This is a genomic window from Pseudomonas sp. Marseille-Q8238 (genome assembly GCF_965111915.1).
The window spans coordinates 539717-565543 of sequence record NZ_CBCOPI010000001.1 but is presented as its reverse complement, the minus strand read 5'-3'; the positions used below and the strand labels follow the sequence as shown (position 1 = coordinate 565543).

Below are 25827 nucleotides of genomic sequence, written 5' to 3'. Positions count from 1 at the left end.
GCGAACAATGATTAAACGGACTTTAATTGCAGAAAAGCCATTCGAGTTCTCAGCCCGAGTCACACTACAGCTTGGGCGAGAAAGCATCTCAAGCTCAACTGTTGCCATGTCCGAGCTAATAAAAAACTCATACGATGCCGATGCAGCGAAAGTAACAATCGCTTTTCATTTAAAAGAGCACTCTACATCCTCGTTGATAATTACTGACGACGGAATCGGAATGAGCGCTGAAACCCTCTCAGATCATTGGTTAAAAATCGGCACAGACAACAAATCGACACATGAGCGATCCGAAGTTAAGAGACGAATCTTAACCGGAGCAAAAGGCCTTGGCCGTTTAGGAATCGACCGACTCTGCAAAAGACTTGTTCTTTACACAAAAACAAAAGACATGAACAAGGCAATCCAGCTTAATGTTGACTGGAAGCAGTTTGAGAATACAAACAAGTCACTCTCAGAAATAAAGCACAAAATTTTTGAAGTAGACTTACCTATAAAAGATAAATACGGCGAAATTTTTCTCGACGCAAATAGCTCGGGAACGCGCATGATCCTAATAGGACTGAAAGACCACTGGGACGAGTCCTTCCTCGAGATCCTAGAAAATGAACTAAGACTCCTAACATCACCATTTCATTCTGAAAATGATTTTTCGATAAATCTAGCAATAAACAAAAACAACGAACGCACAGAAAAATCACTTAGCTCCGAAACAATACTGAATGCAGCACGCTGGAAAGTAAAAGCTTCTGTAACAGCAGATGGCGCGGTTTCGCTATGCTACACAAACAATCAAAAAAACCTCGACATCATCCAAAACTCGACGCCTTGGAGCACTTGGCTCAAAAACTCCGGGGATAAACCACTATTTGGCCCTGCTTCATTTGAATTTTACTATTTAGTCCAAGACACAGAAAACTTATCAAAACTTAATCTAAAGGTAAGAAACTTTAGAGAGTACATGCGCCTTAATCAGGGCGTACGCCTATATAGAGACCACTTTCGCGTTCGCCCATACGGCGAGCCTTCCGGTAAAGGGGACTGGTTAGATCTTGGTTTACGCAAAGCATCTAGCCCAGGCGGAGTATCTCAGGCAGGCTGGAGAATTGGCCCAAACCAAATCATTGGGTCAGTATTAATATCAAGAGAAACAAACGCAATACTGAATGACCAAGCTAACCGAGAAGGTATTGTTGAAAATAGCGCCTTTTTCCAACTACGTCTATTCCTTCTAAAAGTCATTGAAACATTTGAAGTCTTAGTACAAAAAGACGCAAGCAGCGATAGCCAAATTGATTTCTCCGAAGAACTCGCAAAAATACTAAGTAAATCGAACGAAGACATAGAGCACGCAATTGCCAGCCTCAAAAAGACTGTATCAACAATAGGCAAAAAGAAAAAAACAAAAAGAAAACAGCTTTCACCAGCTCAGATAGTTACACAACGACTAAATGAGCTAGAAATCCTAAGAAAGAAGCAAAGCGAAGCAGAGCTTCGCTATCTTGAAGCATTACGAACTGAGAAGAATGAGCTTGAAGAGCAAAAGAATACCTTATCAAATCTTGCCTCCATCGGAATTCTTACCATCAGCTTTGGGCATGAAGTACGACAGCACTCAGGACTCGCATTAAACGGTGCAACTAGAGCCTTATCACAGCTGCAAAAACTTGAAGACGCAAGTGGGCTTCTAGAGAACCCCATTAAATGTATAGAAATCGCGAAAGATGGTGCCCAATATGTTGACAACTTCTCCAGGTTTGCGATTGAAAACATCAAACCTGACAAGCGAACCAGGAAAAAAGTAAAAATTTCAGATGTATTTAAATATGTGTTCGATATTTTTTCTGCCACCCTAAATAAAATGAACATACAAACGCATGTAAACCTTAACTCCGATGGAGCCGCGTACGAAGTTTATGCGTTCGAGATTGACTGGGAAAGTATTGCGATAAACTTTATGACAAACTCAATATGGGCAATTGAGTCTAGCAAAAACAGAACCAACCCCTGTATCACTGTTGACATAACAGAAGATGATGGTGAAATAACGCTGACTTACAAAGACTCAGGGGTCGGCCTTGACCTTGGATCTGAAGAGACCATATTTATACCCATGAATAGTGGAAAGCGCGACATACGCGGAAATGTCATAGGTACAGGAATGGGACTAGCCATCGTTAAAACGCATGTGGAAGATCATATGAATGGCAGCATTACTGCTAAAGCACAGAGTGATATTGGTGGAGCTGAATTCACAATTAAAGTACCTACTAGAGGTGGAAGAAAATGAGTGAAACAATCATTTTCATCGACGACGAAGAAACTTCGAGAATCTTATACACAGGAACGCTCCAAGACATCTATGGCGACGAGTATAAAGTATTAGCTATTCAGCCAAATGAAACTATTGCTGGCATGCTTAATACTCTGGATCGCTATGAAGGCGTAGTTTCGATAGTCATCGACGAGAAACTACATGTAGGAGTCGGGACAGATTACAAAGGATCGCAGCTAGTCGAAGCAATTAGAGTAGCAGATGACAAACTCCCTCTTTATATCCTGACAAGCGAGATGGGATTAATAGAACCACCCTTTGGTTCTGTTGAATACATAATCGACAAGAGCAGGATCGAACAAGACGCCTACAAAGAGCAACTCACACTGTTAATGAGGCGCCACATTAACTCCTTCAATGAAATTAAGTCCAAAAGAGCAGAACGCTTTGATGAGCTTCTTAGAAAATCTGTTGAAGTTGAGTTAACCCCTGAGGAACACGAAGAATTTTCTACACTTGATTTTCTTCGTGTTAGGCAAGCCCTATCTAATGAGCCCCTCGTCCCGGCAGATGAAATAATTAAAAGGGAGAAGCTACTTGAAGAAATCGAAGCCCGCCTGAAAACTCTCGAACAAGAGTGACGCCATGTTCTTTAAAAAGCTTACTAGACGCGCCGAAAATGAGTACTACAGCAACCGCGGTGATTTTTACGCAGATTATAGGCAGAACTATACAAAAATAGCAGAAGACTGCGATAACAAATGCGTCTATTGCGATATCACTATTGATGAATCTGGTGGCGATGAAATGCACCTTGACCATTTCAGACCACAAGAGCATTTTGAAGAGATAAGCACGCACCCATACAACCTATACTTATCATGCCCAAAATGTAACATACTCAAAACTTCCGACTGGCCAGCTACAAGAACCATCACAGGCCCAACCTATATTGGGCGCATAGGCTACATAGACCGCTTCCAGCACGATTGCACTCTATTCCTTCACGTAGATAAAACTGGGCATATCATTCCAATTTCAGGCCCAATAGATTACATGATCAAGAAGATGCACTTAAATCGTCCAAGCAGAGTGAACATAAGAAGAAAGAGAATCATTGAATATCGAAAAACGATGATTCTTAGCGGAATACTTAGGTTAACCGATAAATTACAAGCTGCCGATGCTGCTGGTAAGTTAACCGCTAGTCAGCGCGAACAAAAGCGTGAGCAGATTGACGCTTTACTCAAAACCTATGCCAACCTTTAGACCTAAAATGCACAGCGCCTGCTGTTGTGCTTTTAAGCAAAGCGATCAACTCCAGCATTATCATTTCCGCTCATCGCCTCTGCCAAAAAGGTACAGCCACAGCACACTGGTCAGCTTTCAATTCTTACGCCTAATTACGCTCAACACCAGTAACGACGCTACTTTCAGCTTACTGTACCAGCGCTAAGCTACGCACGATTTCACTGGGCTTGCAGCGTTTCCAGGCAACTCATAATCCTTTGGTCCACGGTTCGAGTCCGTGTGGGCCCACCACCTTCAAAGCCGCGCATTGCGCGGCTTTTTTCTTTCCCCTACGGCACCTATTAGCTTTCAATTCAAAAACAGCGGGCGCATTGCACGCCCGCCTTCTCTTCAGGACTTGCGTGGCACCAGGGAGAAGGCCTTTTCCAACTGGCCGACCAGGCTCTTGTCGCCGCTGACCTTGATCTCACCGCTGGCCACCGCATCGCTCAGGCTGATCTGACGCAGAGTCAAACGCGCCAGGGTTTTGCTGTCGAGTTGCAGTTCGATATCGGCATTCTTCGGTGCCTCGTTGCGGTACTCGGCAATGCCGGGGCGCAGTAGCAGGCCGCACTCACCTTCATTGGGGAAGCGGAATGCCACGTTCTTGTTCAGGTCACCCGCGGCCTGTGGGTCGAGGCGGATTTCCAGGAGTTTGACCTGGACTTGTGGCGGTTTGCGCTGCAGGGCTTCCACGGTGGGCAGGCCGAACATGGACTTGGGCGAGATGCGTTTCCAGTCGACCTTGCCTTCCAGGTTCAGCGCCTCGGTGAGCATGAAGTTGCGCGTCTGCATGCCGGTGCGGGTGCCCTGGGCCATGGCGCGCAGGGCGTCGGCCTTGAGCTGCTTGGCTTGCTGGTTGTCCGGCTCGGCGGCGATCAGCAGGCTCATGAGTTTGGCCGCCAGGTTGTACTTCTTCGCCGCCATTGCCTTATGCGCCTGGGCGATGAAGGGCTCGGCGCCACCGAAACCTTCGACCAGGCTCTGGCCCAGTTCGGCCGGGGCGGGTGGATGCAGGTCGGAGCCGTCTTCGCTGTACCAGCCGACCATGCCGCGATAGATGCCACGGATGCCGTATTCCCAGTCGACGTAGGCCGGGAACAGGGTCGGGTTGTTGCGCAGGTAATCGGGCAGGTGAATGCTGGCGACCATCTCGTCGGGCGTCATGCCCAGGTTGATCGCCCGCAGGCTCTGGTTCCAGATGAAGGCATAGGCATCGCGGTGCGCGGTGATCGCCGCCTGCCCGGATGCCTTGTCGGTATAGGGCGCGCCGTGTACCGGGATGAAGTAGGTGCGGTCGAGGCTGCGCAGCAGGTCGGCCCCGGCGATCAGTTCATCCGGCGTACGGAAATAGTCGCCACGCAGGGTGTACAGCGGGAAGGAGAACGGCGCGACCACCGAGTTGGCGACCACGGCGTCCAGCTCGGGGAATTCGATGGCCAGGGAATCGCTGCTGTCGGCGATGATCTGGTGGAAGCGGATCTTCACCCCATCGACGTCGACGTCTTCACCGTCCTTGACCGCATGGGTGACCTTGAGCGGGCTCGATGCATTGAGCTGCGGATCGCTGAAGGTTTTCTCCGCTGGCATCACCGCCGCGTCCTCGCCCTGCTCCGGCAGGTAGGCGCCGAACTGGATGCCGATACGGCGCAGTTGCATCGGCCCGAGCAGGCCGGAGGTGGTGGCGGCCAGCACTTCAACCTGCGGGTGGGCGAAGACCTGGACGTCCTCCGGCTTCTCGCCATCGAGCAGGCCGCCCGCGCCGCCCATGTAGTGGTGGTGCGAATAGATGATCGCCTTGATCGGCTTGTCGCTGAACTGGCGGATGATCTTGCGCAGGTCCTGGCCGTGGCCGAACTTGGTGCCGGTGTCGATGACGATCAGTCCGGTCTTGCCGTCGACCACGATGGTGTTGACGAGGTGATAGCCACGGATCACGTGCAGGCCGGGGCGCAGGTTGAGCACTTCGACGCCCTGCGCGAGGTGCATCATGGCGCTCAGGTAGTCGGCGTTGAGCACCGCGCCGTTGGGAGCGGTCGCCTTGTTGTTGTCTTGCCCGCCACGGTAGAACGGGGTTTCGCCGGCCATGGCCAGGCTCGAACAGAGCGCCAGGCTCAGAGCACTGAGACGCAGGGTGAACAGATTCATATCGATTCCTTGTTTAGGGGCGAGCACCGTCGCGGTGCCCGCCACGCACATCAGCGTTGGCAGCAACGCGCTTCAGGCGCGGCCTTGCTGCTGTCGTAGGAGGAGGGAAAGTACTGGCCGAGCACGCGCTGTTTATCGCCCGGCGTGCAGGTGGCGAAGAGGCTCAGGGTGAAGTCTGCGGTCGGCAGCCTGTTGCGGATCATCAGGATGCCGCCGTGCGGGTTACCGATGCCGTCGCCGACGCTGCCCCAGTCGAGCCAGGCCATGCCGCATTCGCTGCGCGCGGTGGGCTGACCCAGAAGCGGCTTTGCAGCCCGGAGACCTTGTTGGCCTTGGCTACATCCTCGTTGGAGATGGGTTCGAGCGTGGGCCTGATTGCACTGAAGTCAGGCGCGGCGGGTGCCGCCAGCAAGCTGGCGAGCAGGAACGTCTGCATATCCGTTGTCCTTGTTCTTGTGAGATGAGCAGCCCGCGTGCCTCGAGGATGGGCGCGGGTCACCACACAGGATGCAGACACGGGCTTGGCCACACCAAAGCCACAAGCGACAAAAAGTGATCATCTGTCGTGGGGGCGGTACGCCGATGCACTGCGTTACAGGCACTGAACGGAGAGATGATGAACGTGCACAGGGTGCACCGTACGCAGCAGCTTGCGTGTGCAATAGAGGGTTCGTTGGCAGGTCAGCTTTGCGGCTGCAGGGAACGTTTGGCGGGGCTGGAACCTAGGCAAAAAAACGCCCCGCCGCGATACCGGTGACGGCATCGCGGCAGGGCCAAGACACGCAATCAGCGCGTGCCGCGTCGTTGCAGGCCGGACGGCTTGAAGAAGTCGTCCGCAGGGATCGGCTGGGTGAAGTCGATGGTGGTCTTCTCTTCGTTCTCCAGCTTGTGCACCACATAACGGCGCGACTGCAGGTCGTGGAAGGCATCGACGGCGGACCAGATGGTCGGCAGGTCGTAGAAGTTGGTCAGGTAGCCCACCGACACGCGCCACAGTTCACCACGGCCGTCATATTCGTCCGCCACAGCGATCTGCCAGCTGTCCTCGTCGAGGAAGAAGGTGCGCTTGGAGTACACGTGCCGCGCCGAGTCCTTCAGCGTGCCCTCGACGACCCACACGCGGTGCAGTTCGAAGCGGGTATGCGCCGGGTTCAGGTGGCCCGGCTGGATCAGTTCCTTGTAGCTGACCGATGGGCTGGAGATGCGGTAGTTGTTGTACGGGATGTACATCTCACGCTTGCCCACCAGCTTCCACTCGTAGCGGTCGGGCGAGCCGTTGAACAGGTCGCGGTCATCCACGGTCAGCAGGCTGTCCGAGCCATCGTCCGGGGTGTCGTAGGACAGGGTCGGCGCCCGACGAACCCGGCGCGCGCCCGGCACATAGCCCCAGGCCATGCGCGGCTCGGCGACCTGGTCCAGGGTCTCGTACACCAGTGAGGCCTGACCGGCGATACGGGCCGGGCTCAGGGCCGCGCCGTAGTAGTAGAACATCAGGTTCTTCAGGTCGGCGTAGTTGCCGCCCGGCACGTAGTATTTGAACAGCACCTGCTGGTTGTGTTTCGACAGGGCAAAGCTACCATTGGCCTGGATGGTCGCCTCGGAAACGATCCGTACCAGGTGCGTACCACGGTAGCGGGCAATGTGGTTCCACACTGCTTCCACACCCGTTTGCGGAATCGGGAACGGGATGCCGCCATAGGCGTCGGCAAAGCCGTTGCCGTTGTTCAGCAGGCGAGCGGTGGTGGCGTTCTTGCGGGTGTTGTCATACACCCAGTCAGGCGCGGCGGCAGTGCGGCGGGTCTGGTAGACCGGGAAGTTCAGGCTGCCCGGATAGGTCTTCAGCAGCGCAACCTGGCCGGGCGTCAGCTTGTCCTGGTACTGGGCGACGTTCTCGGCGGTGATGGTGAACAGCGGCTTGTCGTCCGGGAACGGATCGACGTAGTGCTTGCCCGGCGTGAAGCCAGCCGGCGCCTGGGTCAGGCCGCCGGTCCAGGCAGGGATGCTGCCGTCAGCGTTGCCGGCCTTTTCACCGCCCAGGGGTGTCAGGGTGGCGCCCAGCGCTTGCGCATCCTGCTCGGATACGGCGGCCTGCACGGCGGTGGTGGCCATCGCGAGGGCGACGGCAAGGGCGGTAAGCGCGCGCTTACCGGCGGTCATGGAATGGGACATGGTGAGCCTCGAAAAATGATGAGCAGGCATTAGAAGGAGTACTGGAGGTCGAAACTGACGTTGTCCCGATCGCGGATCAGGTTGCTTTCCCCTGCGCCGTAGAACTGGGTGTATTGCACCCCTGCCTCGAAGCGATTGAGGTAGTCCGCCCGCAAGCCGACGGTGTAGGCCTTGCGTCCTTCCATGAAACTGCCAGTCAGGTGCGAGTTGCCCTTGAAGTCGTGGGTGTGCACGACAAAGGGCATCAGGTTGACGCCGGCATACACATCGTTCCAGGTGCCGTGCACGCGCACCGTGTAGCCGTAGGCGTCGCGGCTGACCGGGTTGTCGGCACGGTCCGGCGAGCCGACGAAGCGTCTCTTCTCCGGCATCGGGCTGTAGCCGATGTAGCTGAGGCTGCTGCCGCGCAGGTGCTCGGAGGCTACTTCGGCGATCCCGATCAGCGAGTTGAACCCCAGTGCCGGGCCGAAGTTGTAGATGGTGCCCAGCGATGCGTTGAACGCCTCGACGCGCTCGTAGTTATCCAGATGCCCGGAGCGGCACGAGCGCTTGCCAGCCACCATGCCACAGGCCTGGGTACCGTCGATGCTTCCGTCATAGATGTTGGACATGCCGCTGACGCCCTGGCCGATCAGGTCGCTGACGATGTCGTTGGTCGCGCTGATGGCGATGGGCAGGTTCGGCCGGTAGGCCAGCTCACCGAAGATCGACGCATCACTGACGGTGGTGGTGAAGCTCATGCCGTACATCTGCACGTCTTCGACGTACTTGCGGCGCACCACAGCATTCTGCGACATGTCCACGGTGGCCAGCGCCTCGGCGGCACCCGGCCCGACAATGCCAGTCAGCGTCGCCATGTCCACGCCGGCATAGCGACCGAAATCGGTGGTCTGCACCGGTTCCTTGGTGTGGTAGTTGGCGAAGTAGAAACCGAAGTCGGTGTAGTTCAGCGACTCGACGATGTAGTGCAGGTTGATGCCGAACTGGCCACTGTCACGGGCACTCGCGTCCGAGGCCACGTTGGCGACCTTGAAGGTGCCAGTGGCCGGATCGACAAAGCTCGAACCGGCGTAAGGCCCGACGCCCAGGCCGGTACCGGGCATACCGGCCAGCCCGTTGTAACCGGCCATAGCCGGCGCCAGGTCCGGCACCTGGGCGTAGGCGGCCTTGCCGCCCGGGCCGAACAGGTCGGTGGTGGAGTAGTAGGTGCCCACCGGATCGATGGCGGTTTCCTTCCACTTGAACTGGTAGTACGCCTCCAGCGACAGGCTGTCGGTCAGGCCGATGTTGAAGCTCAGCGCCTCGACCGGGATCACCACTTCCTTGAGCTGCGCGCCCGGCAGCCGGTACTTGGGCGCATCGATCGGGTTGGAGCTGCTCACGCCGCGGTAGAACAGGGCCTCGCCCCAGTTGAACACCTGTTTGCCGAGACGCACGGTCAGCGGCCGGTCCTGCACATCCCACGAGCCGTACAGGTAGGCATCGAGAATCTCCGCCTTGCGCCCGGAGGTGTGTCGCGCGTCGCGGGTGAAGCTGTTGTCCCGTGGGGCGTTCTGGCTGGGCTCGCTCGGCGCGCTGTTGTGGTAATAGTCGGTGCGCTTGTCCATGATCTGCGTGTCGTAAAACGCAGTGCCACGGACAAAGGCGCCGTAGTTCTTGTACTTGGCTTCCAGCTCCGAGGTGATCTTGAACACCTCCGAGGCAAGCCCGGTATCGAAGTTGCGGTTGCCATCGTTCTGGTTGAACGCATCATTGTTTTTGGCTTGGCCCTGCACGCGCCACATCTGACCGTAGGACACCGTGGTGTCCAGCGTGCCGCGCACCTCGCCATCGGCGAAGCTGAACTCGACAGCCTGCACTGCCGAAGAGAACGGGAGGGCAAGGGCCAGCCCCGCGAGCGCGAAACCACGCTTCGCCGGAATCAGGGATAAAGGATGCAACAAGGGTGACGCTTTCATTTCAGACTACTCCGCAAGGTGCTTTTATTTTTGTTTGCGCCAGGCAATCCGACGCGCGCTACAACCCTGGCGATGCGAGACATCACATCTGAAGACGAGCGTCGTCAAAATGCTACGAACGGAATCTGCTGTCAAGCATTCTGACGACAACCAACTTCATTTTTAGTGCAGTGCGCCAAAACTATTTATTGCACGCTTATGGCAGCAAATAGATGCGATTTATCCGGCTATAAATGCGTATATTGATGCAGATCAGGCGGCCTAAATTGAACCGTAAAAGGCAATATGACTATAATCACAGTCAGATTATTCAAGGGGTTAAGCAAGCATGAGCAAGGCCAAAGCCACAGGCGAGCGCTCGTATAGGGGGATCAGCCCCGAGCTGCGCGTCAAGGCACGCAGAGAGGCATTCCTGCAAGCCGGCATCCGCCTCTTCGGCACCGCCGGCTACCGCGCCACCACGGTCCGCGACCTGTGCGCGGAAGCCAAGCTGACCGACCGCTATTTCTACGAGTCTTTCGCCAGCACCGAGGAACTGCTCTGCGCCGCCTACATGTCGATCATGGGCGACCTCGAACAGACCCTGTCGCAGCAGATCCAGAGCGGTGTCAGCGATACCGCCACCGCCCGGCGCACCGTTCTGACGACTTTCATCAGCGCCATGCGTGAGCCCACCGTCGCCAAGATCGTGCTGTGTGAAGTGCTCGGCGTCAGCGACAAGATCAACAACCTCTACCAGCAGAACAACCTGCGCTTCTGCAACCTGCTGCTCAGCGGTATCAACCATCTGTATGGCGGCCTCAAGCCGGTGTCCTCGGAGCTGTACGTGTGCATGGGCCTGATCGGCGCCATCAACCAGATCATCGTGTGCTGGTACCTGAGCGACTACCGCGACCCGATCGAAGTACTGATCGACAGCGGCCAGGCAATCATCGAAGGCTGCGCCAGGAACCTGCCGAGCTGATCCAGCCCGGCAGGTCGTCGTGGCGCTTATCCGCTGCGACATCCGTTGCTCAGCCGCGCACAAAGACCGACTGGAACTCGCCAAGGTTGAGGTACACCGACTTGACCTTGGTGTAGGCATACAGCGCCTCGATACCGTTCTCCTGCCCCATGCCCGATTGCTTGTGCCCGGCCACCGGCATGTGCGGCGGTACCTGCGCCCAGGTGTTGATCCAGCACACGCCGGCCTCCAGGCGATGGATCACCCGGTGCGCCGTCGCCAGGTCGCGGGTGACGATGCCTGCCGCCAACCCCAGCAATGAATCATTGGCGCGCCGCACCACTTCGTCCTCGCTGTCGAAAGTGAGGATGCTCATCACCGGGCCGAAGATTTCCTCGCGCACGATGCGCATGTGATCGGCACAGCCGCTGAACACCGTCGGCAGCAGGTAGCTGCCAGCAGCAAAGCGCTCATGGGCCGGCACCTCGCCACCGGCGAGCAATTGCGCGCCCTCCTCGATGCCCGACCGCACATAGCCAAGCACGCGGGCGCGGTGATCCTGGCTCACCAGCGGCCCGAAGCGTGTCGTCAGGTCAGTCGGCTCGCCCATGGCAATCGCATGGACCCGTGCCAGCAACGCCTCCTCGAATGCCGCCTGAATACTGCGGTGCACGAAGACCCGCGTACCGCTGGTGCACACCTGGCCACTGCTGAAGAAGTTGGCCATGGCGGCGATGTCGGCCGCGCGCTCGATGTCGGCATCGGCCATGATGATCAACGGCGACTTGCCGCCCAGCTCCATGGTCAATTGCTTCAACGTGGAGGCCGCACCGCTCATCACCAGCTTGCCAGTCGGCACGCTGCCGGTGAAGGACACCTTGGCAATCGATGGATGTTCGATCAGCGCCTGCCCCACTTCGTGATCGCCCTGCAGCACATTGAATACACCCGCCGGCACACCGGCCTGCACCAGCAGTTCGGCCAGGCGGAACGTGCTCAGCGGTGTGACCTCGCTGGGCTTGAACACCATGGCATTGCCGGCCGCCAGGGCTGGCGCGAGCTTCCACAGGGCGATCTGCAGCGGGTAGTTCCAGGCGCCGATCCCTGCCACCACACCCAGCGGCTCGCGCCGCGTGTAGGTGAATGCAGTCGGGTTGACCGGTACCTGGCTGCCTTCCAGCGCGGCGGCGATACCGGCGTAATAGCGCAGCACCGCGACGCCACCGGCGATATCCACCCGCCGCGTATCGAACAGCGGCTTGCCCGTGTCCTGGGTCTCGAGCAGTGCCAACTCGTCGTTGTGCGCGGTGATCAACTTCGCCGCCTCGAGCAGCACCTGGGCGCGCTCGGCGACAGGCAGGGCGCCCCATTCACGCTGTGCCTGTTGTGCATTGGCCACCGCTGCATCGACCTGGCTGCTGCTGGCCTGCTGCACGCTCGCCAGCGTCTGGCCGTTGGCCGGGTTGATGGAGGTGAAACAGCGCTGCCCGGCGACCAGCACCTGCTCACCGCCGATGTATTGACCCACGTGTTGCATCGTCTTCGTCCTGCTGATGAGAGTGAGTGAACGACTCGCTGGCGTGATCAGCCGTTGGCCGCCCGCCGCGCCGGCAGGAAGCGACCGAATGCCTGGCTGACACCAAGGTCTTCGGCGTAGCCATGGTCACGGCTGTAGGCGACCTGGCCATTGATCACGGTGGCCAACACGGCGCGGTCGTTGCGGTTGACCAGGCGCATCAGCTCGGTGTTTTCGATCAGCGCTTCGGCAATGCCATCAAGGCTGTCATCCAGCCCCGCCGGGTCGACGATGGCGATATCCGCGCGCCCACCGACACGCAGGTGACCGGCGTCCAGCCCATACCAGTCGGCCAGCTCGGCGGTGACCCGGGATACGGCCGCACCGGTGCTGATGAACGGCTTGCCGGCCAGCTCTGCATCCCGCGTGTACTTCAGCAGGCGCAGGGCGAAGTTGTAGAAGGCCAGCCCGCGAATGTGCGCGCCGGAATCGGCAAAGCCGACGTGCACCTGGGAACTGGTGATCAGTTGCTGCATGACATGCGCCCGGCTGTTACCCATGAGCGTGGTCCACATCAACTCCGTGCGGTGTTCGATGGCCAGGTCGAGGAAGCAGTCCACCGGGTCCTTGCCACGCGCTTGAGCGATCTGCGCGAAGTTCTTGCCGACCACCGAGGCATCGGGGCAGGCGATCACCACCGCATCGGAGAAATCACGCTGCCACAGGCCGACCTTGAGTACGCTGCTGATGCCCTGCTTGAACATCGCGCGGAACTCCGGCTTCTGCGCCTCGGCGTACTGGTCTTCCTCGTTCTTCAGGTTGCGCAGCACCAGGCCGCCGGCAAACTCGTCGAAGTTGTTGAAGTTCAGCCCCGAGCTGTAGACCCGCAACGGTGCTGGCAAGAACTGCCAGCGCAAATCGCCCCGGAAGATCGTGTTGGCCACCCAGCCACCCAGGCGCGTCAGCACATGCAGGAACGGCGCGACCTTGAGATCGAGCGCGGTCAGCAACGTGGTTTTCAGCTTCGGGCGGAACCAGCCCGACGCCACCATCATGAACTTCACTGCGCTGGACTGCTCCGCCACATCCGGCGCGCCCTGCAGTACCCCGCCGCGCTTGCGCAGGCGGGCGAACAGCAGGCGAAATTCCTTCCAACTGGCGAAGGTGGACGGCAACGGACGCGACCAGGCGCGCTCACCGGCCACCCGGTCGATCTTGGTCTTCATCACCGACAGGCCAAGGAAGCCATTGTCCAGCGCCTCATCCAGCAGGCTGACCATCTGGGCCAGCTCGGCGCGGGTCGGCTCGCGTTCGGTGGTGGCTTCCACCAGCCCCATCACCGCCGAGCGGATATCCGAGTGGCCGATAAAGCAGGCGATGTTCGGCCCCAGCGGCAGGCGCTCGAGAAACTGGCGGTACTCGGTCGGGTTCGACCAGGTTTTGTTTGCCTGCAGCAGCGACAGCACATGCTCGTAGGGAATCGATTCGACGCGACTGAACAGGTCGGCGCAGTCCTCGGCACTCGCCGCCACCATGCTCAGCGAGCACAAGCCGGTGGCCACCGTGGTGATGCCGTGGCGAACCGACTCCTTGAGGGCGGCGGACGTGAGGATCTCGGCGTCATAGTGCGAGTGCATTTCCAGGAAACCGGGCGTTACCCAGCATCCTTTGGCGTCGATTACATTCTGACTCTGATAGTCGTCATCAGATAACGTGCCGATGGCCTGCACGCGGCCATCGCGAATGGCGACATCAACGAACCTGCCATTCTCGTTGACACCATCGAACACACACCCATTTTTAATGACCAGATCGTAATGCATGACGCTGCTCTTATTTTGACGACAGTTGTCATCAGAATACAGGCGAGCGATTCCCTGTCAAGCATCCGCCCATGTGGAATCACTGCGCAGGCAACCACAACGTCACCCGGCAGGATTCACAAAATACGTTCGGTTCGACGGCTATTTCGCCGGGTTCGCCCGGCGCACCCGGCGGCTTTGCCAGGCGTGTTCCGGCCTAGCGGAAGGCGCGCATTTGCGTGGTCATCACCTGCAGCATCTGGCTGGCGGCAATCGACAGGCGCCGCCCGGCGCGAGTGACCAGGTGCGCTTCGGCGTTGAGGAATAGCGGATGGTCCACGTCGCGGCAGAACAGCTCGCCCGCCTCCAGCTCGGCGGCGATGGCGAACTCCGGCAGGAAGGCGATGCCCAGCCCGGACTTGGCGAACTGCTTCAGGGTGGCAATCGAGTTGGTGGTCATCACCGGGTCGAAGCGCACCTTCTCGGTGAATTCGAGCACGTCGAGCAACTGGCGCACGCCATGGGTGGGATAGGTGACGGCCAGCGGGTACTGCAACAGGTCCTTCGCCATCAGCGGATCACTCGCGGCGCGCAGGGCAAAGTCGGCGCCGAAGATCACCTTCATCGGCTGGCCCTTGATCGAGCGGGAAACCAGCTTGGGCACGGCTGGCGGGTTGTAGACCAGGCCGATTTCCGCCTCGTCTTCGAGCACCTTGCGGATCACCTCGTTGGTGCCCGCCGAGTCGAGGCTGAGCTTGATGCCGGGGTGCTGGCGGCAGAAGCGCGCGAGCGGTCCGGCAAGGATATCGGCGATGAAGCCCTCGCCCAGCACCACGCTCACATGGCCACTGCGCATGCCGCGCAGGGACTGCAGGCGCGCTTGCAGGTCGGCGGTATGCGCCTCCTGCTCGCGGTAGAACTCGATCACCAGCTCACCGGCCTCGGTCGGTACCACACCGCGCCCACGGCGTTCGAGCAAAGGCGTGGCCAACTCGGCTTCGAGCAACTGGATCTGCCGCGTCACGGCAGATGGCGCCACGTTCAGCACATCGGCGGCGGCGCGCACGCTGCCGCAGCGAGCGGCTTCGTAGAAGTAGACGAGGCGGGTGGGATTCACCGAGCGGTACACGAACACCTCCGTTCTGATTTTCAGAACAAAACTGCAAATTCAGTCGATTGATTGAAGCAGTCGACGATCCTAGCATCCGGCCACCCCATGCAGTCCAGCGGGTTGGCTCGTCCGTCTCGCCAGCCGAGATGCGTCATGAACCTGAGCGTGTTCGACCTGTTCAAAATTGGTATCGGCCCTTCGAGCTCCCACACCGTGGGGCCGATGCGCGCGGCCAATCTGTTTCTCGTCGAACTCGAACGGCTGGCATTACTGAGCCAGGTGGCACAGCTGCAGGTGGAGCTTTACGGTTCGCTGGCCGCCACGGGCAGGGGCCATGGCACGGTCGAAGCGGTGCTGCTTGGCCTGTGCGGCGAGACGCCGGAGCGGGTCGATCCAGACCAGGTTGCAGCGACCCTGGCGCACATCGAACAACAGGGTGAACTGGCACTGAACGGCAACGGCCCGAGCATTGCCTTCTTCACCGAGCGCGACGTGCTGTTCCTGCCCGAGTCACTGCCGGGCCACCCCAACGGCATGCGCATGCGTGCCTGGGACCTCAGTGGCCAGCCGCTCCATGCACAGACCTATTACTCGGTCGGCGGCGGTTTCGTCATCACCGCCGACGCTGCCGACGCGCATGCCACACCCAGCACCAGCGACCTCCCCCATCGCTTCACCAGCGGCGACGAGTTGCTGCACCTGTGTCACCGCGAAGGTCAGGACATTGCCGGGCTCATGCTCGCCCGTGAATGCCACAGCCGCAGCGCCGCAGAAGTGCGCGCCGGCGTGCTCGCCATCTGGCAGGCGATGTCGGCCTGTATCGACCGTGGCCTGGAGCAGACTGGCGAGTTGCCCGGCCCACTGAAGGTCAAGCGCCGCGCCCACGCGCTGCACCGGCAACTGCTGGCCAGCAGCGGACAGGGTCGCGACAAACCCGAGGCGGCACTGGACTGGCTGAGCCTGTATGCCATGGCGGTGAACGAGGAAAACGCCAGCGGTGGCCGCGTGGTGACCGCACCGACCAACGGCGCGGCCGGGATCATTCCGGCGGTGCTGCGCTACTACAGCGAGTTCATCCCCGGCGCGGACGCCGACGGCATCGTCCGCTTCCTGCTCACCGCTGCCGCCATCGGCATCCTCTACAAACTCAACGCGTCGATTTCCGGGGCCGAAGTCGGCTGCCAGGGCGAGGTAGGCGTGGCCTGCTCCATGGCGGCTGCCGGCTTGTGCGCCGTGCTCGGCGGCACGCCGAACCAGGTCGAGAACGCCGCGGAAATGGGTATGGAACATCACCTCGGCCTGACCTGCGACCCGGTGGGCGGACGCGTGCAGATCCCCTGCATTGAGCGCAATGCCATGGGCGCGGTGAAGGCGCTGAATGCCGCGCGCATGGCGCTGTACGGCGATGGTCAGCACGTGGTGTCACTGGATGCCGTGATCAGAACCATGATGCAGACCGGCGCCGATATGCAGAGCAAATACAAGGAAACCTCTCAGGGCGGGCTGGCGGTCAACATCATCGAATGCTGACGCCAGGCTGCAGAACGCTCCCTCACCTCAAGGACTCCCGAATGTCTTCCCAGCCTGACTGCACACCGTATCCATGGGTCGAAAAACTGATCCGCATCGACACCACCAGCGTGCTGTCGAACCTTGGCCTGATCGAAATGGTGCGCGCCTATTTCAACGCCCATGGCGTGGAGAGCGTGCTCACCTATGACCGTGAGCAGAAGAAGGCCAACCTGTTCGCCACCGTGCCCGCCGCCTCCGGCGCCACCACGGGCGGCATCGTGTTGTCCGGCCATACCGATGTGGTACCGGTCACCAACCAGGCCTGGGACTCGGACCCGTTCGTGCCGACCCTGCGCGACGGCAAGCTCTACGGGCGCGGCGCCTGCGACATGAAAGGCTTCATCGGCGTCGCCTTGGGCCTGCTGCCCTGCATGCTCAAGGCCCGCCTGAAGGCACCGATTCACTTCGCCCTGTCCTACGACGAGGAAATCGGCTGCGCCGGCGCGCCGTCGATGATCAGGGAGCTGGTCGAGCGCGGCATCGCCCCGCAGGGCTGCATCGTCGGCGAGCCGACCAACATGGGCATCGTCGTCGCGCACAAGGGCATCAATGCCTACCGCTGTTGCGTGCGGGGCCATGCCGCGCATTCTTCGCTGCAACCACAGGGCGTCAATGCCATCGAGTACGCCGCCCGGCTCATCACCTTCATCAGTGATATCGCCCGGCAGTCGGCGAGCGAAGGCCCGTTCGATCACGACTTCAACGTGCCCTTCACCACCGCCCAGACCGGGATGATCAAGGGCGGCATCGCCATCAACACCATCCCGGAAAACTGCGAATTCCAGTTCGAATTCCGCAACCTGCCGGGCATCGATCCGAGCGACATCTATGCGCGCATCCGCGCCCATGCCGAACGCGTCCTGCTGCCGGAAATGCAGGCACGGGTGAGCAGCAGCGACATTTCCTTTTCCACCATTTCCACCGCACCGGCCCTCGATGCCGGCGAGAAAGAGGCGCTGGTCGGGCTGATTTCCGCGCTGCGCCAGGACAGCACGGTCAGCCAGGTTTCCTACGCCACCGAAGCTGGGCTGTTCCAGCAGGTCGGCATCCCGACCATCGTCTGCGGCCCCGGCAGCATCGAGCAGGCCCACAAGGCCAACGAATTCGTCACCCTCGAGCAACTGGCCAGCTGCGAGAGTTTCCTGCGCAAGCTGATTGCCAGCCAGTGCGACTGAATACACCCAAGCACCTCACGCGCCGCCCCGGCGCATGCCCATGACAAACACAAGAAAAAGGTTGGAGAGGACACATGAGTGAATTGCAGCTCAAGGCGGGAGAAACGCTGCCCGCCGACGGTGCGCATGCCGCACCCCAGCGCCGGGTCAATGGCCTATTCATCGGCACCATGGCGCTGTCGTTGCTCGGCGTATGGATGTCGCTGTTCGCGCCGATCCAGGTCTTGCTCGCGCAGCAGATGGAACTCATCGCGCCCAACGGCAAGGAAGCGGCGCTCGGCCTGGTGATGGGCCTGGGTTCGATGGTCGCCCTGCTGGCCAACCCAGTGATTGGCGCGCTGTCCGACCGTACCAGCTCGCGTTTCGGCAGGCGCCATCCGTGGAACCTGGCCGGCATCCTGCTCGGTGCGGCCGCGCTGATGACCCTGGGTCAACAGACCAGCCTGGCCGGGGTGATCTTCTGGTGGGGCGTGGTGCAGTTCGCCACCAGCGCCGTGCTCTCCGCCCTGACTGCCGCCGTGCCGGATCGCGTACCGGTCTCCCAGCGCGCCACCGTCAGCGCCTGGAATGGCGTGACCCTGTCACTGGGCGTGGTCATCGGCGCCCTGCTGACCACCAGCGTGGTCACCGGCATCGCCAACGGTTACCTGGTGGTAGGCGTTGCGCTGATTCTGCTGTCGCTGCCCTTCGTCCTCGCCACCCGTGATGAACCGCTGCCAAAAGCCCGTGTGCCGGCCTGGAGCTTCAAGGCCTTTATCGCCGGTTTCTGGATCAGCCCAAAGCGTCATCCGGATTTCGCCTGGGCCTGGGCCACGCGTTTTCTGGTCGGGCTGAGCAGCGCCACCGGCACCATGTTCTTCCTCTACTTCCTGCGCGACGCCCTGCAGTACGAACAACTGTTCCCCGGTAAACGCGCGGAAGATGGCCTGCTGATCCTGGTGCTGATCTACACCAGCGCGGTGGTGGTGTCGGCGTTCGTCAGCGCGATGATTTCCGACCGCACCGGCAAACGGCGCACCATCGTCACCCTGGCCGGCATCGTCATGGGCTCGGCCTCGTTGATGCTCGCCTTCTGGCAAACCTGGCCGGCCGCCATGCTGTCCTCGGCCATCCTCGGACTGGGTTACGGTGCATATGTAGCCGTCGATCAGGCGCTGATCAGCCAGGTGCTGCCCAGCTCCACCGATCACGGCAAGGACCTGGGCATGATCAACATCGCCATCGTCGGCCCACAGGTACTGGCCCCGGTGATCTGCGCCATCGCGGTCACCCAGTTCGGCGGCTACAGCACGCTCTATGCGTTCTCCGGCCTGGTCGGCCTGCTTGGCGGCGTGCTGGTGCAAAAGATTCGTTCGGTGCCTTAAGGCTGCTGATGTTTCGAGAGAGGGTCTCTTTGAGGCCATCTCGGACAAGCGATTTTTATGTTGTATGGCGCACCGATTGGTGGGCTAAAGCCCACCCTACAGAGCCTGAAGTCACATGTAGGGTGGGCCGGGCGGCGTTCCGCTTCAGCCCACCGTTTCGATGTCCGCAATGCTTCATTGGCAGCCCGCCCACAGCAGCCTGCATCCCTCCTGCATCCATCAGATACGCCCCGCGCCAGCGCCCAAACAGCATACAAAATACATATCGACAGCGCGTAATCTAGATATTTTACGTGCCACTAAACGCCCATTAGGATCGCCCCATAACTCCAATCAGGGTGGTCGCGCATGTGGCCACCTGTATGGCCGGTGATCCTTGCGAGCCGGTCGATGCTATCTGCCGAGGTGGCCATGTTGCGTCCCGCCTGCCTGATGCGGTCTCGCCCAGCAGCCATGGGCTTCATGCCTGGGACTGCCGCCCTCCTCGCCACGTTCACCCGCTCACCGTCTCGCCATCCTGACGGCAGCATTTCTGCCCTCTGTTGTCACTGCAGCCTGCCCGGCCAACAGCGACAGAGCCATTGAGCGGCCCGGTCGTGCCGCACTTCCTGTTACCGGAGAACCCCATGAAAACAATAATCCACGTCTCGATGCTCGCCCTGTGCATGGCTGTCAGCGCTGCCCATGCGTCCGACAGCGAAACCACTACGCCCTACCGCTACGGTCACCAGTTGGACATCGCCAAGGTGATCTCCGCCTCCGATGGCACCAACCTCTGCGGCATCTCGCCGGCCCGCATGACCTATGAAGACACCCAGGGTCAGCAGCACGTGCTCGAGTACATGGTGTGGGGCAGCGGTTGCGGCAACGACAACTGATCGCCCCGACCAACCGGCAGGCGCCATGTCCTGCCGGGTGCATGACAGCGACACCCGAGCCGCCCATGAGAGCGCGGCCATTGCCAATAAAATGAGTGCACCGCATGGGCAAACTGCCTGCCATCCTGCTTTGCCTGACGATCACCCTGTGCCCGGCAATCGCCGAGGCTGCCGAGCCGATCCTGATTCGTTTCTCCCACGTGGTCAGCGACGACACACCCAAGGGGCGTGGCGCCCTGCTGTTCAAGCGCCTCGTGGCGGAACGCCTGGCCGGCAAGGTCGAGGTGCAGGTCTACCCCAACTCCAGCCTGTTCGGTGACGCCGACGAACTCGAAGCGCTGCGCACCAATCAGGTCCAAATGCTCGCGCCCTCGCTGGCCAAATTCGACGGTTACACCAAGCAGCTCCAGGTGTTCGACCTGCCCTTCCTGTTCGATGACCTGGACGCGGTCAACCGCTTTCAGAAACGCGCCACTGGCCGGCAACTGCTGCGCGCCATGGAAGACCACGGCATCGTCGGCCTGGCCTTCTGGCACAACGGCATGAAGCAGCTGTCGGCCACCCGCCCACTGCGCACGCCCCAGGATGCCCACGGCCTGACCTTTCGCATCCAGCCATCCGCGGTGCTACAGGCGCAGTTCGCCGCCGTCGGCGCGCACGCCGTGAAGCTCGACTTCGCCAGTGCCTACCAGGCGCTGCAGAGTGGCCAGGTACAAGGGGCGGAGAACCCCTGGTCGAACTTCTACAGCCAGCGTTTCGATCAGGTGCAGCCCTACCTCACCGAAACCAACCATGGCGTGATCGACTACATGCTGGTGAGCAACCCGCGCTTCTGGTACGCCATTCCTCACGCCATCCGTACCGAGCTGGAAGGCATCATCGAGGAAGTCAGCCACACGGTGAGCCGGGAAGCCGAACAGCTCAACCGTGAAGACCGCGCACGCATCCTCAAGGCAGGTACCACCCAGATACTGGAACTGACCACGGAGCAACGCGAAGCCTGGCGTCAGGCCATGCGCCCGGTGTGGCAGCAATTCGAGGAACAGATTGGCAGCAACATCATCAAGGCGGCTGAAACCGTCAACCGACGGCGGCCAGCAACCACCCACTGAGGCAGGCTCAGAATCTGCTTACGATCTTCTGAGGTAGAGCCAGACAAGGCGTACGCCGGCCGCACAGAACCAGCCGTATGACCGACATTCGGGAGAGCATGAACGGGTTCTCAGACCTTGCGGTACTGCCGCCCGAACTCGCGGGCCATGGTGATGAAATTCTGCTGCACCGGGCCCTTGTCCTCATTGCTGCGGATCAGGGTGATGGGCGCCACCAACCGTGGGCGGGCGTCGCGAATCCGGCAATAGACCACGCTCTCGGAATGGAACCCACGCATCGATGCCGGCACCACGGAGATGCCGGCACCGGAGGCCACCAGGCTGATATTGGTCAGCATGCGCTCGATCTCGAAGGCGACCTTGGGCGTGAAGCCAGCGTTCTCACAGGCTTGCAGCAAGCGCGCATACATACCGGGGGCGCCTTGGCGGCGAACCAGAATGAAGTGCTCATCGGCCAGGTCCTTCAGCGATACCGTCGGCGACTCGCTGCCTTGCGCACCGGCCAGCAACGGATGGCCGACGGGCAGCACCAGCAGCATCTCCTCGTTCAGTAGACGGTGCAGGCCCAGCGATTGCGACTGGCTGACCGGAGCCCGCAGGATGCCGACATCGATCTTGCCCTGGCTCACGTCCTCGGTCAGCTCCATGGCGTTGCCCTCACTGAGCAGCAGACTGACGTTCGGGTAGGCGGCGCGGTAGGCGCGGATGATCCCCGGGATCAACGGGTGGGCTGCCGCCGAGCTGGTGAAGCCGATGGACAGCACACCTTCGAAGCCCTGCGCCGCGCGTGCCGCACGCCGGGCGCCGTCTTCGACACGGGTCAGGATGTCGCGCGCCTCCTGGAGGAATATCTGCCCACCGGCGGTCAGGTCGACGCCCTTGGGATGGCGCTTGAACAGGTCGAAACCCAGCTCGCGCTCCAACGCACGTATCTGCTGGCTGAGGGGCGGCTGCTGCATGTTCAGGCGTGCAGCAGCGCGGGTGAAATGCAGTTCCTCGGCAACCATCAGGAAATAGCGCAGGTGTCGGAGTTCCATCGCGGCTCTTCAGGTTGGACGTGGACGGGAAGCCCTCGAATCGGGGCTGATTGTAGCGGTAGCACCCGCAGCGGAAAACCGTCGAGACCACCAGCAATACCGTAAACTACAGGCCACGTGGAACACAGGCAGCCTGGGGGCTCCAGAACAAGAACATGAAGGGCTCGTTTCTCACCAGCGGTGTCACCCTGATGCTTGCAGCCATCGTCTGCGGCCTGCTGCTGGGCTATTGGTTCCCGGATTTCGCGCTGCACATGAAGCCCCTCAGCGATGGTTTCGTCAGGCTGATCGGCATGACCATCGGGCTGATCATCTTCGTCCTGGTGGTGTCCGGCATCTCGCACATGCAGAGCGGCGTGAAGACCGCCAAGGTCGGTGGCAAGGCCCTGCTCTACTTCGAGACCATGACCCTGGTTTCGCTGCTGGTGGGCATGCTCTTCGCGCTGCTCCTGCGCCCCGGCGATGGCCTGCCCAGCGCCCTCAACAGCATTCACTTCGGCCCCCTGCCAGCCACCGTCGAGCGTGCGCAACATGCCGCTATCGACAAGGGCCAATACGTCGACATCGTGCACTTCCTGCTCGAAAGCATCCCGACCACCTTCTTCGGCGCATTCACCCAACAGGGCAATACCCTGCAGGTGCTGCTGATAGCCGTCCTGTTCGGCATCGCCCTGGTCCGCACCGGCGAGCGCGGCGCGCCGCTGCGCGAGATGATCGACGCGCTGGCCCAGGTCCTGTTTCGCATCATCGAGATGATCCTCAAGCTGGCGCCGCTGGCGGCCTTTGGCGCCATCGCCTTCACCGTGGGCACCTACGGGCTGGGCGCGGTCCTGCCGCTGCTCAAGCTGGTTGGGGTGATCTACCTGGCGAGCCTGCTGTTCATCGCGGTGGTGCTGGGCACCATCGCCCGGCTGGCCGGCGTCAACCTGCTGCGCCTGCTGTTCTATGTGAAGGAAGAAATTCTCCTGGTGCTGTTCACCGTGTCCTCGGTGGCGGCGCTGCCCGGCTTGATCGTCAAGATGGAGAAGCTCGGCTGCAGCCCGGAGGTGGTGCGTCTGGTGCTGCCGACCGGGTACACCTTCAACCTCAACGGCAGCGCTATCTACCTGAGCATGGCCGTGCTGTTTCTCGCCCAGGCGGAACAGATCGAACTGCAGAGCATGCAATTGCTGACCCTGCTGGTGGTCGCCATGCTCACCTCCAAGGGCAGCACCGCGATCACCGGCTCGGCTTTCGTCACCCTCGCCGCCACCCTCAGCGTGCTGCATGTGGTGCCGGTGGGTGCCATCGGCCTGCTGCTCGGCGTGGAACGCCTGATGAAATGCCGCTCGCTGACCAACATGATCGGCAACTGCGTCGCCTGCCTGGCCATCGCCCACTGGGAGAAGGCCATCGATCGCGACGCCTTGCGGCGCGAACTGGGGAGCTGACGGGGACCAAGCACGGACTCGGCCCCGTGCGCCCTACGCCTGACCTGCCAGCAACCCGACCAACGCGTCGCCCAACGTTTCCGGGCGCCCACTGAACAGCCGCTGCAAGGGCTCCGGCCGAGCCAGGTGCGCATACAACGCCTCCCGCTCAGAGAAGCTGCCCGCCATGCGCACGGCGGCGAGAACGTAGGCTTCGAGAGTCGGGGCGATGGTCCACGCGGGCAGGCCGACACGGCGAAACAGCCCCTCGTCGATATGCTCGAACACTTCCGGACCGGTCTTGCACACGCCGGGCAAGCCAACGGTGAACGCATCGATGATGCCGTTGGTATTCCCGAAGGGCAGCGGGCTGAGGAACATGTCGCAGCGGCTGAAGGTAGCCAGGTACTGCGCGTAGGGCTGATGCGCATGGACCACGGCATCCGGCAGGTAGCGACGGATCAGCCGCAGCACCTGCGGGTACAGCAGGCCCTGGGCCTGGCCAATGAGGAAGTGGAAGGTCACCTGACGGCCGGATTGCCGGGCCGTCAGTTCGGCGATCTTCTGGCAGGCCAGCAGGAAGCGCGGGTTGAGCTTCATGGTGGTCGCGGCGATGGCGATGTTGACCTGCTGCCGGTCTTCACGCGGTGGCGGCGTCACCGTCGCGGTAATCGCCGACGGACGATAGGGCTGGCCATCGGCGGGCAGGCGCAACAGGCGCTCGCCAAAGCAGGCCGGGTCGCCGACGAAATCGTCTTCGACGCTGATGTAATCGATATGCCGTGAACCCGTGGTCGCCGGATGACCGAGCGCGGCCACCTGCAACGGCGCCAGGCGCAGGTTGATGGCGAACAGGGTGATCGAGAACATGCCGACGCTGGGCATGTACAGCACCTGCGGGCGCAGCGTGGCCGCCAGCTCGCGCAGCTGGCGCAGGGAGTCGAGCAGGTCATCGGGGCGGTCCAGGGCGATGAACGCGTCGAACACCTGGCGCCCGAGGTCATCGACATTCGCCGCGTAGCCGACCGCCACCACGCGGAAATTACGCCGTGCTGCTTCCAGCGTGCGCGAGTGGGTGCGGTAGATCGAGTGACCACCGGAGAACCACTCCAGCAGCACCAGCATCAACGGTTTTTCCTGCGCAGACGGTGCCGGCGCCAGAGCTTCCGGCGGCAGGCTGTGAATGCCGCTGTCGCTCAGTTTGCGTTCGATCAGGCGACAGATCGACTGCTTGATGCGGTGGCGTTGCGGCAGGTCGGCATAGCTGCAGTGCATGTACACGTCATGCAGGATTCCGGTGGGCAGCAGGTCGACGCTGTCGATCTCGTCGAGCCGTTCAGGCAACCAGGCCAGCAAGGCCTCACGCTTGGAGTGCGCCGCCTGGCTGCCGAGAAAACGCGGCGACAGCAGCGCCATGCACAGCGACACGCACAGATGGCGGTTCTGCTGCCAGAGCAGCTCCACGTCCAATGGCAGCTCGGACTCCGGCGAATAGAGCACGCAGAACTTGACCAGATCCGCTTCGGCTACCTGGAAATCGTTGGCGTCGGGGCCGAGGAAATTGAGCGAACGCAGGATGTGATCGCAATTGAGCAGCGGGCTGGCGGCGAACAGCGAAGACAGCCAGCGCTGGAAGTGAATCAGTTGACCGAAGCCATTGGGGCTGATGTGGAAACCCGGATCGGAAAACAACGCCGAGATGGCGCTGGTCAGCCGGGTCAGCACATGGGCTTCGAGCTGATCGGCCGGAAACGCCGACGACACCGACATGGAAAAGCTGCCGGACAGCTTGCCGTAGTGGGTGTCGATCAACAGCAGCAGACGCACCAGTTCGCGTGCAGCCGTTTCATGCTGGCGCGAATAACAGAGGTATTCGAATTTCTCGAGAGAGAAGGTTTCTTCGGTCATGGTAGCGCCGCAGTGTGCAATGGGTGGACAAGGGCCGGCTGATGTCGCCCGCCCCGACCTCACAGTTTAGGGGCTGTTGCCGTTTCGGCTTTGACTCATTGAATCGGATGAAAACATATTTCCAATCCAGTTCTCGAGCGGGCTTCTTTCAGGCATTGCA

The 25827-nt window shown here is 60.4% G+C and carries 19 protein-coding genes; 10 read left to right on the top strand and 9 right to left on the bottom strand.

Annotation, left to right across the window (positions count from 1 at the left end):
• Window positions 1-7 precede the first annotated feature (7 nt).
• Genes ACWPW0_RS02440 through ACWPW0_RS02430 form a run of 3 tightly spaced genes read left to right on the top strand, consistent with a single transcriptional unit; the run spans window position 8 to window position 3544 of the window.
• Complete coding sequence (locus ACWPW0_RS02440) at window positions 8-2290, top strand: ATP-binding protein (protein ID WP_454254338.1); 2283 nt, start codon at window positions 8-10, stop codon at window positions 2288-2290.
• Window positions 2287-2916: a hypothetical protein gene (locus tag ACWPW0_RS02435; protein ID WP_454254337.1), complete on the top strand. Its 630-nt coding sequence runs from the start codon at window positions 2287-2289 to the stop codon at window positions 2914-2916. Before ACWPW0_RS02440 ends, ACWPW0_RS02435 begins: the two co-directional genes overlap by 4 nt.
• A gap of 4 nt (window positions 2917-2920) precedes the next feature.
• Entirely contained in the window at window positions 2921-3544 is a 624-nt protein-coding gene (locus ACWPW0_RS02430) for an HNH endonuclease (RefSeq protein ID WP_454254336.1), read from the top strand.
• A 372-nt stretch (window positions 3545-3916) separates the two neighbouring features.
• Here the strand turns inward: ACWPW0_RS02430 and ACWPW0_RS02425 are convergent, their stop codons facing one another.
• The 4 genes from ACWPW0_RS02425 to ACWPW0_RS02410 form a co-directional block, all read right to left on the bottom strand.
• The gene (locus ACWPW0_RS02425) at window positions 3917-5713 is read right to left on the bottom strand and encodes an alkyl sulfatase dimerization domain-containing protein (protein WP_454254335.1); all 1797 of its coding nucleotides are present in this window, start codon (window positions 5711-5713) and stop codon (window positions 3917-3919) included.
• Window positions 5714-5763: 50 nt separating this feature from the next.
• Window positions 5764-5979 carry a hypothetical protein gene (locus tag ACWPW0_RS02420; RefSeq protein ID WP_454254334.1) on the bottom strand — a complete coding sequence of 72 codons (216 nt, stop codon included), beginning with the start codon at window positions 5977-5979 and terminating at the stop codon, window positions 5764-5766.
• 520 nt (window positions 5980-6499) lie between these two features.
• The gene (locus ACWPW0_RS02415; RefSeq protein WP_454254333.1) at window positions 6500-7882 is read right to left on the bottom strand and encodes a DUF1329 domain-containing protein; all 1383 of its coding nucleotides are present in this window, start codon (window positions 7880-7882) and stop codon (window positions 6500-6502) included.
• Window positions 7883-7911: 29 nt separating this feature from the next.
• Window positions 7912-9840, bottom strand: a complete 1929-nt coding sequence (locus ACWPW0_RS02410; protein WP_454254332.1) for a DUF1302 domain-containing protein — start codon at window positions 9838-9840, stop codon at window positions 7912-7914.
• Window positions 9841-10168: 328 nt separating this feature from the next.
• Between ACWPW0_RS02410 and ACWPW0_RS02405 the strand changes: the two genes are divergently transcribed.
• Complete coding sequence (locus tag ACWPW0_RS02405; RefSeq protein WP_447588612.1) at window positions 10169-10804, top strand: TetR/AcrR family transcriptional regulator; 636 nt, start codon at window positions 10169-10171, stop codon at window positions 10802-10804.
• Window positions 10805-10853: 49 nt separating this feature from the next.
• Here the strand turns inward: ACWPW0_RS02405 and betB are convergent, their stop codons facing one another.
• The 3 genes from betB to ACWPW0_RS02390 form a co-directional block, all read right to left on the bottom strand.
• Window positions 10854-12320 (bottom strand): betaine-aldehyde dehydrogenase, encoded by a 1467-nt coding sequence (gene betB, locus ACWPW0_RS02400; RefSeq protein WP_454254331.1) that lies wholly within the window; start codon window positions 12318-12320, stop codon window positions 10854-10856.
• Between the two features lie 47 nt (window positions 12321-12367).
• Window positions 12368-14122, bottom strand: coding sequence for an N-acyl-D-amino-acid deacylase family protein (locus ACWPW0_RS02395; RefSeq protein WP_454254330.1), 1755 nt, complete (start codon window positions 14120-14122; stop codon window positions 12368-12370).
• Between the two features lie 196 nt (window positions 14123-14318).
• Window positions 14319-15230 (bottom strand): LysR family transcriptional regulator, encoded by a 912-nt coding sequence (locus ACWPW0_RS02390; RefSeq protein ID WP_454254329.1) that lies wholly within the window; start codon window positions 15228-15230, stop codon window positions 14319-14321.
• A gap of 135 nt (window positions 15231-15365) precedes the next feature.
• On the opposite strand from ACWPW0_RS02390, the gene ACWPW0_RS02385 reads away from it, so the two are divergent.
• The 5 genes from ACWPW0_RS02385 to ACWPW0_RS02365 all read left to right on the top strand — a co-directional run bounded on the left by ACWPW0_RS02385 (window position 15366) and on the right by ACWPW0_RS02365 (window position 21313).
• Window positions 15366-16742, top strand: coding sequence for an L-serine ammonia-lyase (locus ACWPW0_RS02385; RefSeq protein ID WP_454254328.1), 1377 nt, complete (start codon window positions 15366-15368; stop codon window positions 16740-16742).
• 41 nt (window positions 16743-16783) lie between these two features.
• Window positions 16784-17959 (top strand): acetylornithine deacetylase, encoded by a 1176-nt coding sequence (gene argE, locus ACWPW0_RS02380; RefSeq protein ID WP_454254327.1) that lies wholly within the window; start codon window positions 16784-16786, stop codon window positions 17957-17959.
• 74 nt (window positions 17960-18033) lie between these two features.
• Complete coding sequence (locus ACWPW0_RS02375; protein ID WP_447588601.1) at window positions 18034-19323, top strand: MFS transporter; 1290 nt, start codon at window positions 18034-18036, stop codon at window positions 19321-19323.
• Window positions 19324-19949: 626 nt separating this feature from the next.
• Window positions 19950-20201, top strand: coding sequence for a DUF2790 domain-containing protein (locus tag ACWPW0_RS02370; protein ID WP_454254326.1), 252 nt, complete (start codon window positions 19950-19952; stop codon window positions 20199-20201).
• A gap of 104 nt (window positions 20202-20305) precedes the next feature.
• The gene (locus ACWPW0_RS02365) at window positions 20306-21313 is read left to right on the top strand and encodes a TRAP transporter substrate-binding protein (protein WP_454254325.1); all 1008 of its coding nucleotides are present in this window, start codon (window positions 20306-20308) and stop codon (window positions 21311-21313) included.
• Between the two features lie 110 nt (window positions 21314-21423).
• On the opposite strand, the gene ACWPW0_RS02360 is transcribed toward ACWPW0_RS02365, so the two are convergent.
• Window positions 21424-22350, bottom strand: coding sequence for a LysR family transcriptional regulator (locus ACWPW0_RS02360; protein ID WP_454254324.1), 927 nt, complete (start codon window positions 22348-22350; stop codon window positions 21424-21426).
• 155 nt (window positions 22351-22505) lie between these two features.
• Between ACWPW0_RS02360 and ACWPW0_RS02355 the strand changes: the two genes are divergently transcribed.
• Window positions 22506-23780 carry a cation:dicarboxylate symporter family transporter gene (locus ACWPW0_RS02355; RefSeq protein ID WP_454254323.1) on the top strand — a complete coding sequence of 425 codons (1275 nt, stop codon included), beginning with the start codon at window positions 22506-22508 and terminating at the stop codon, window positions 23778-23780.
• A gap of 33 nt (window positions 23781-23813) precedes the next feature.
• On the opposite strand, the gene ACWPW0_RS02350 is transcribed toward ACWPW0_RS02355, so the two are convergent.
• Window positions 23814-25667 (bottom strand): peptide transporter, encoded by a 1854-nt coding sequence (locus tag ACWPW0_RS02350; RefSeq protein ID WP_454254322.1) that lies wholly within the window; start codon window positions 25665-25667, stop codon window positions 23814-23816.
• Window positions 25668-25827: the final 160 nt, after the last annotated feature.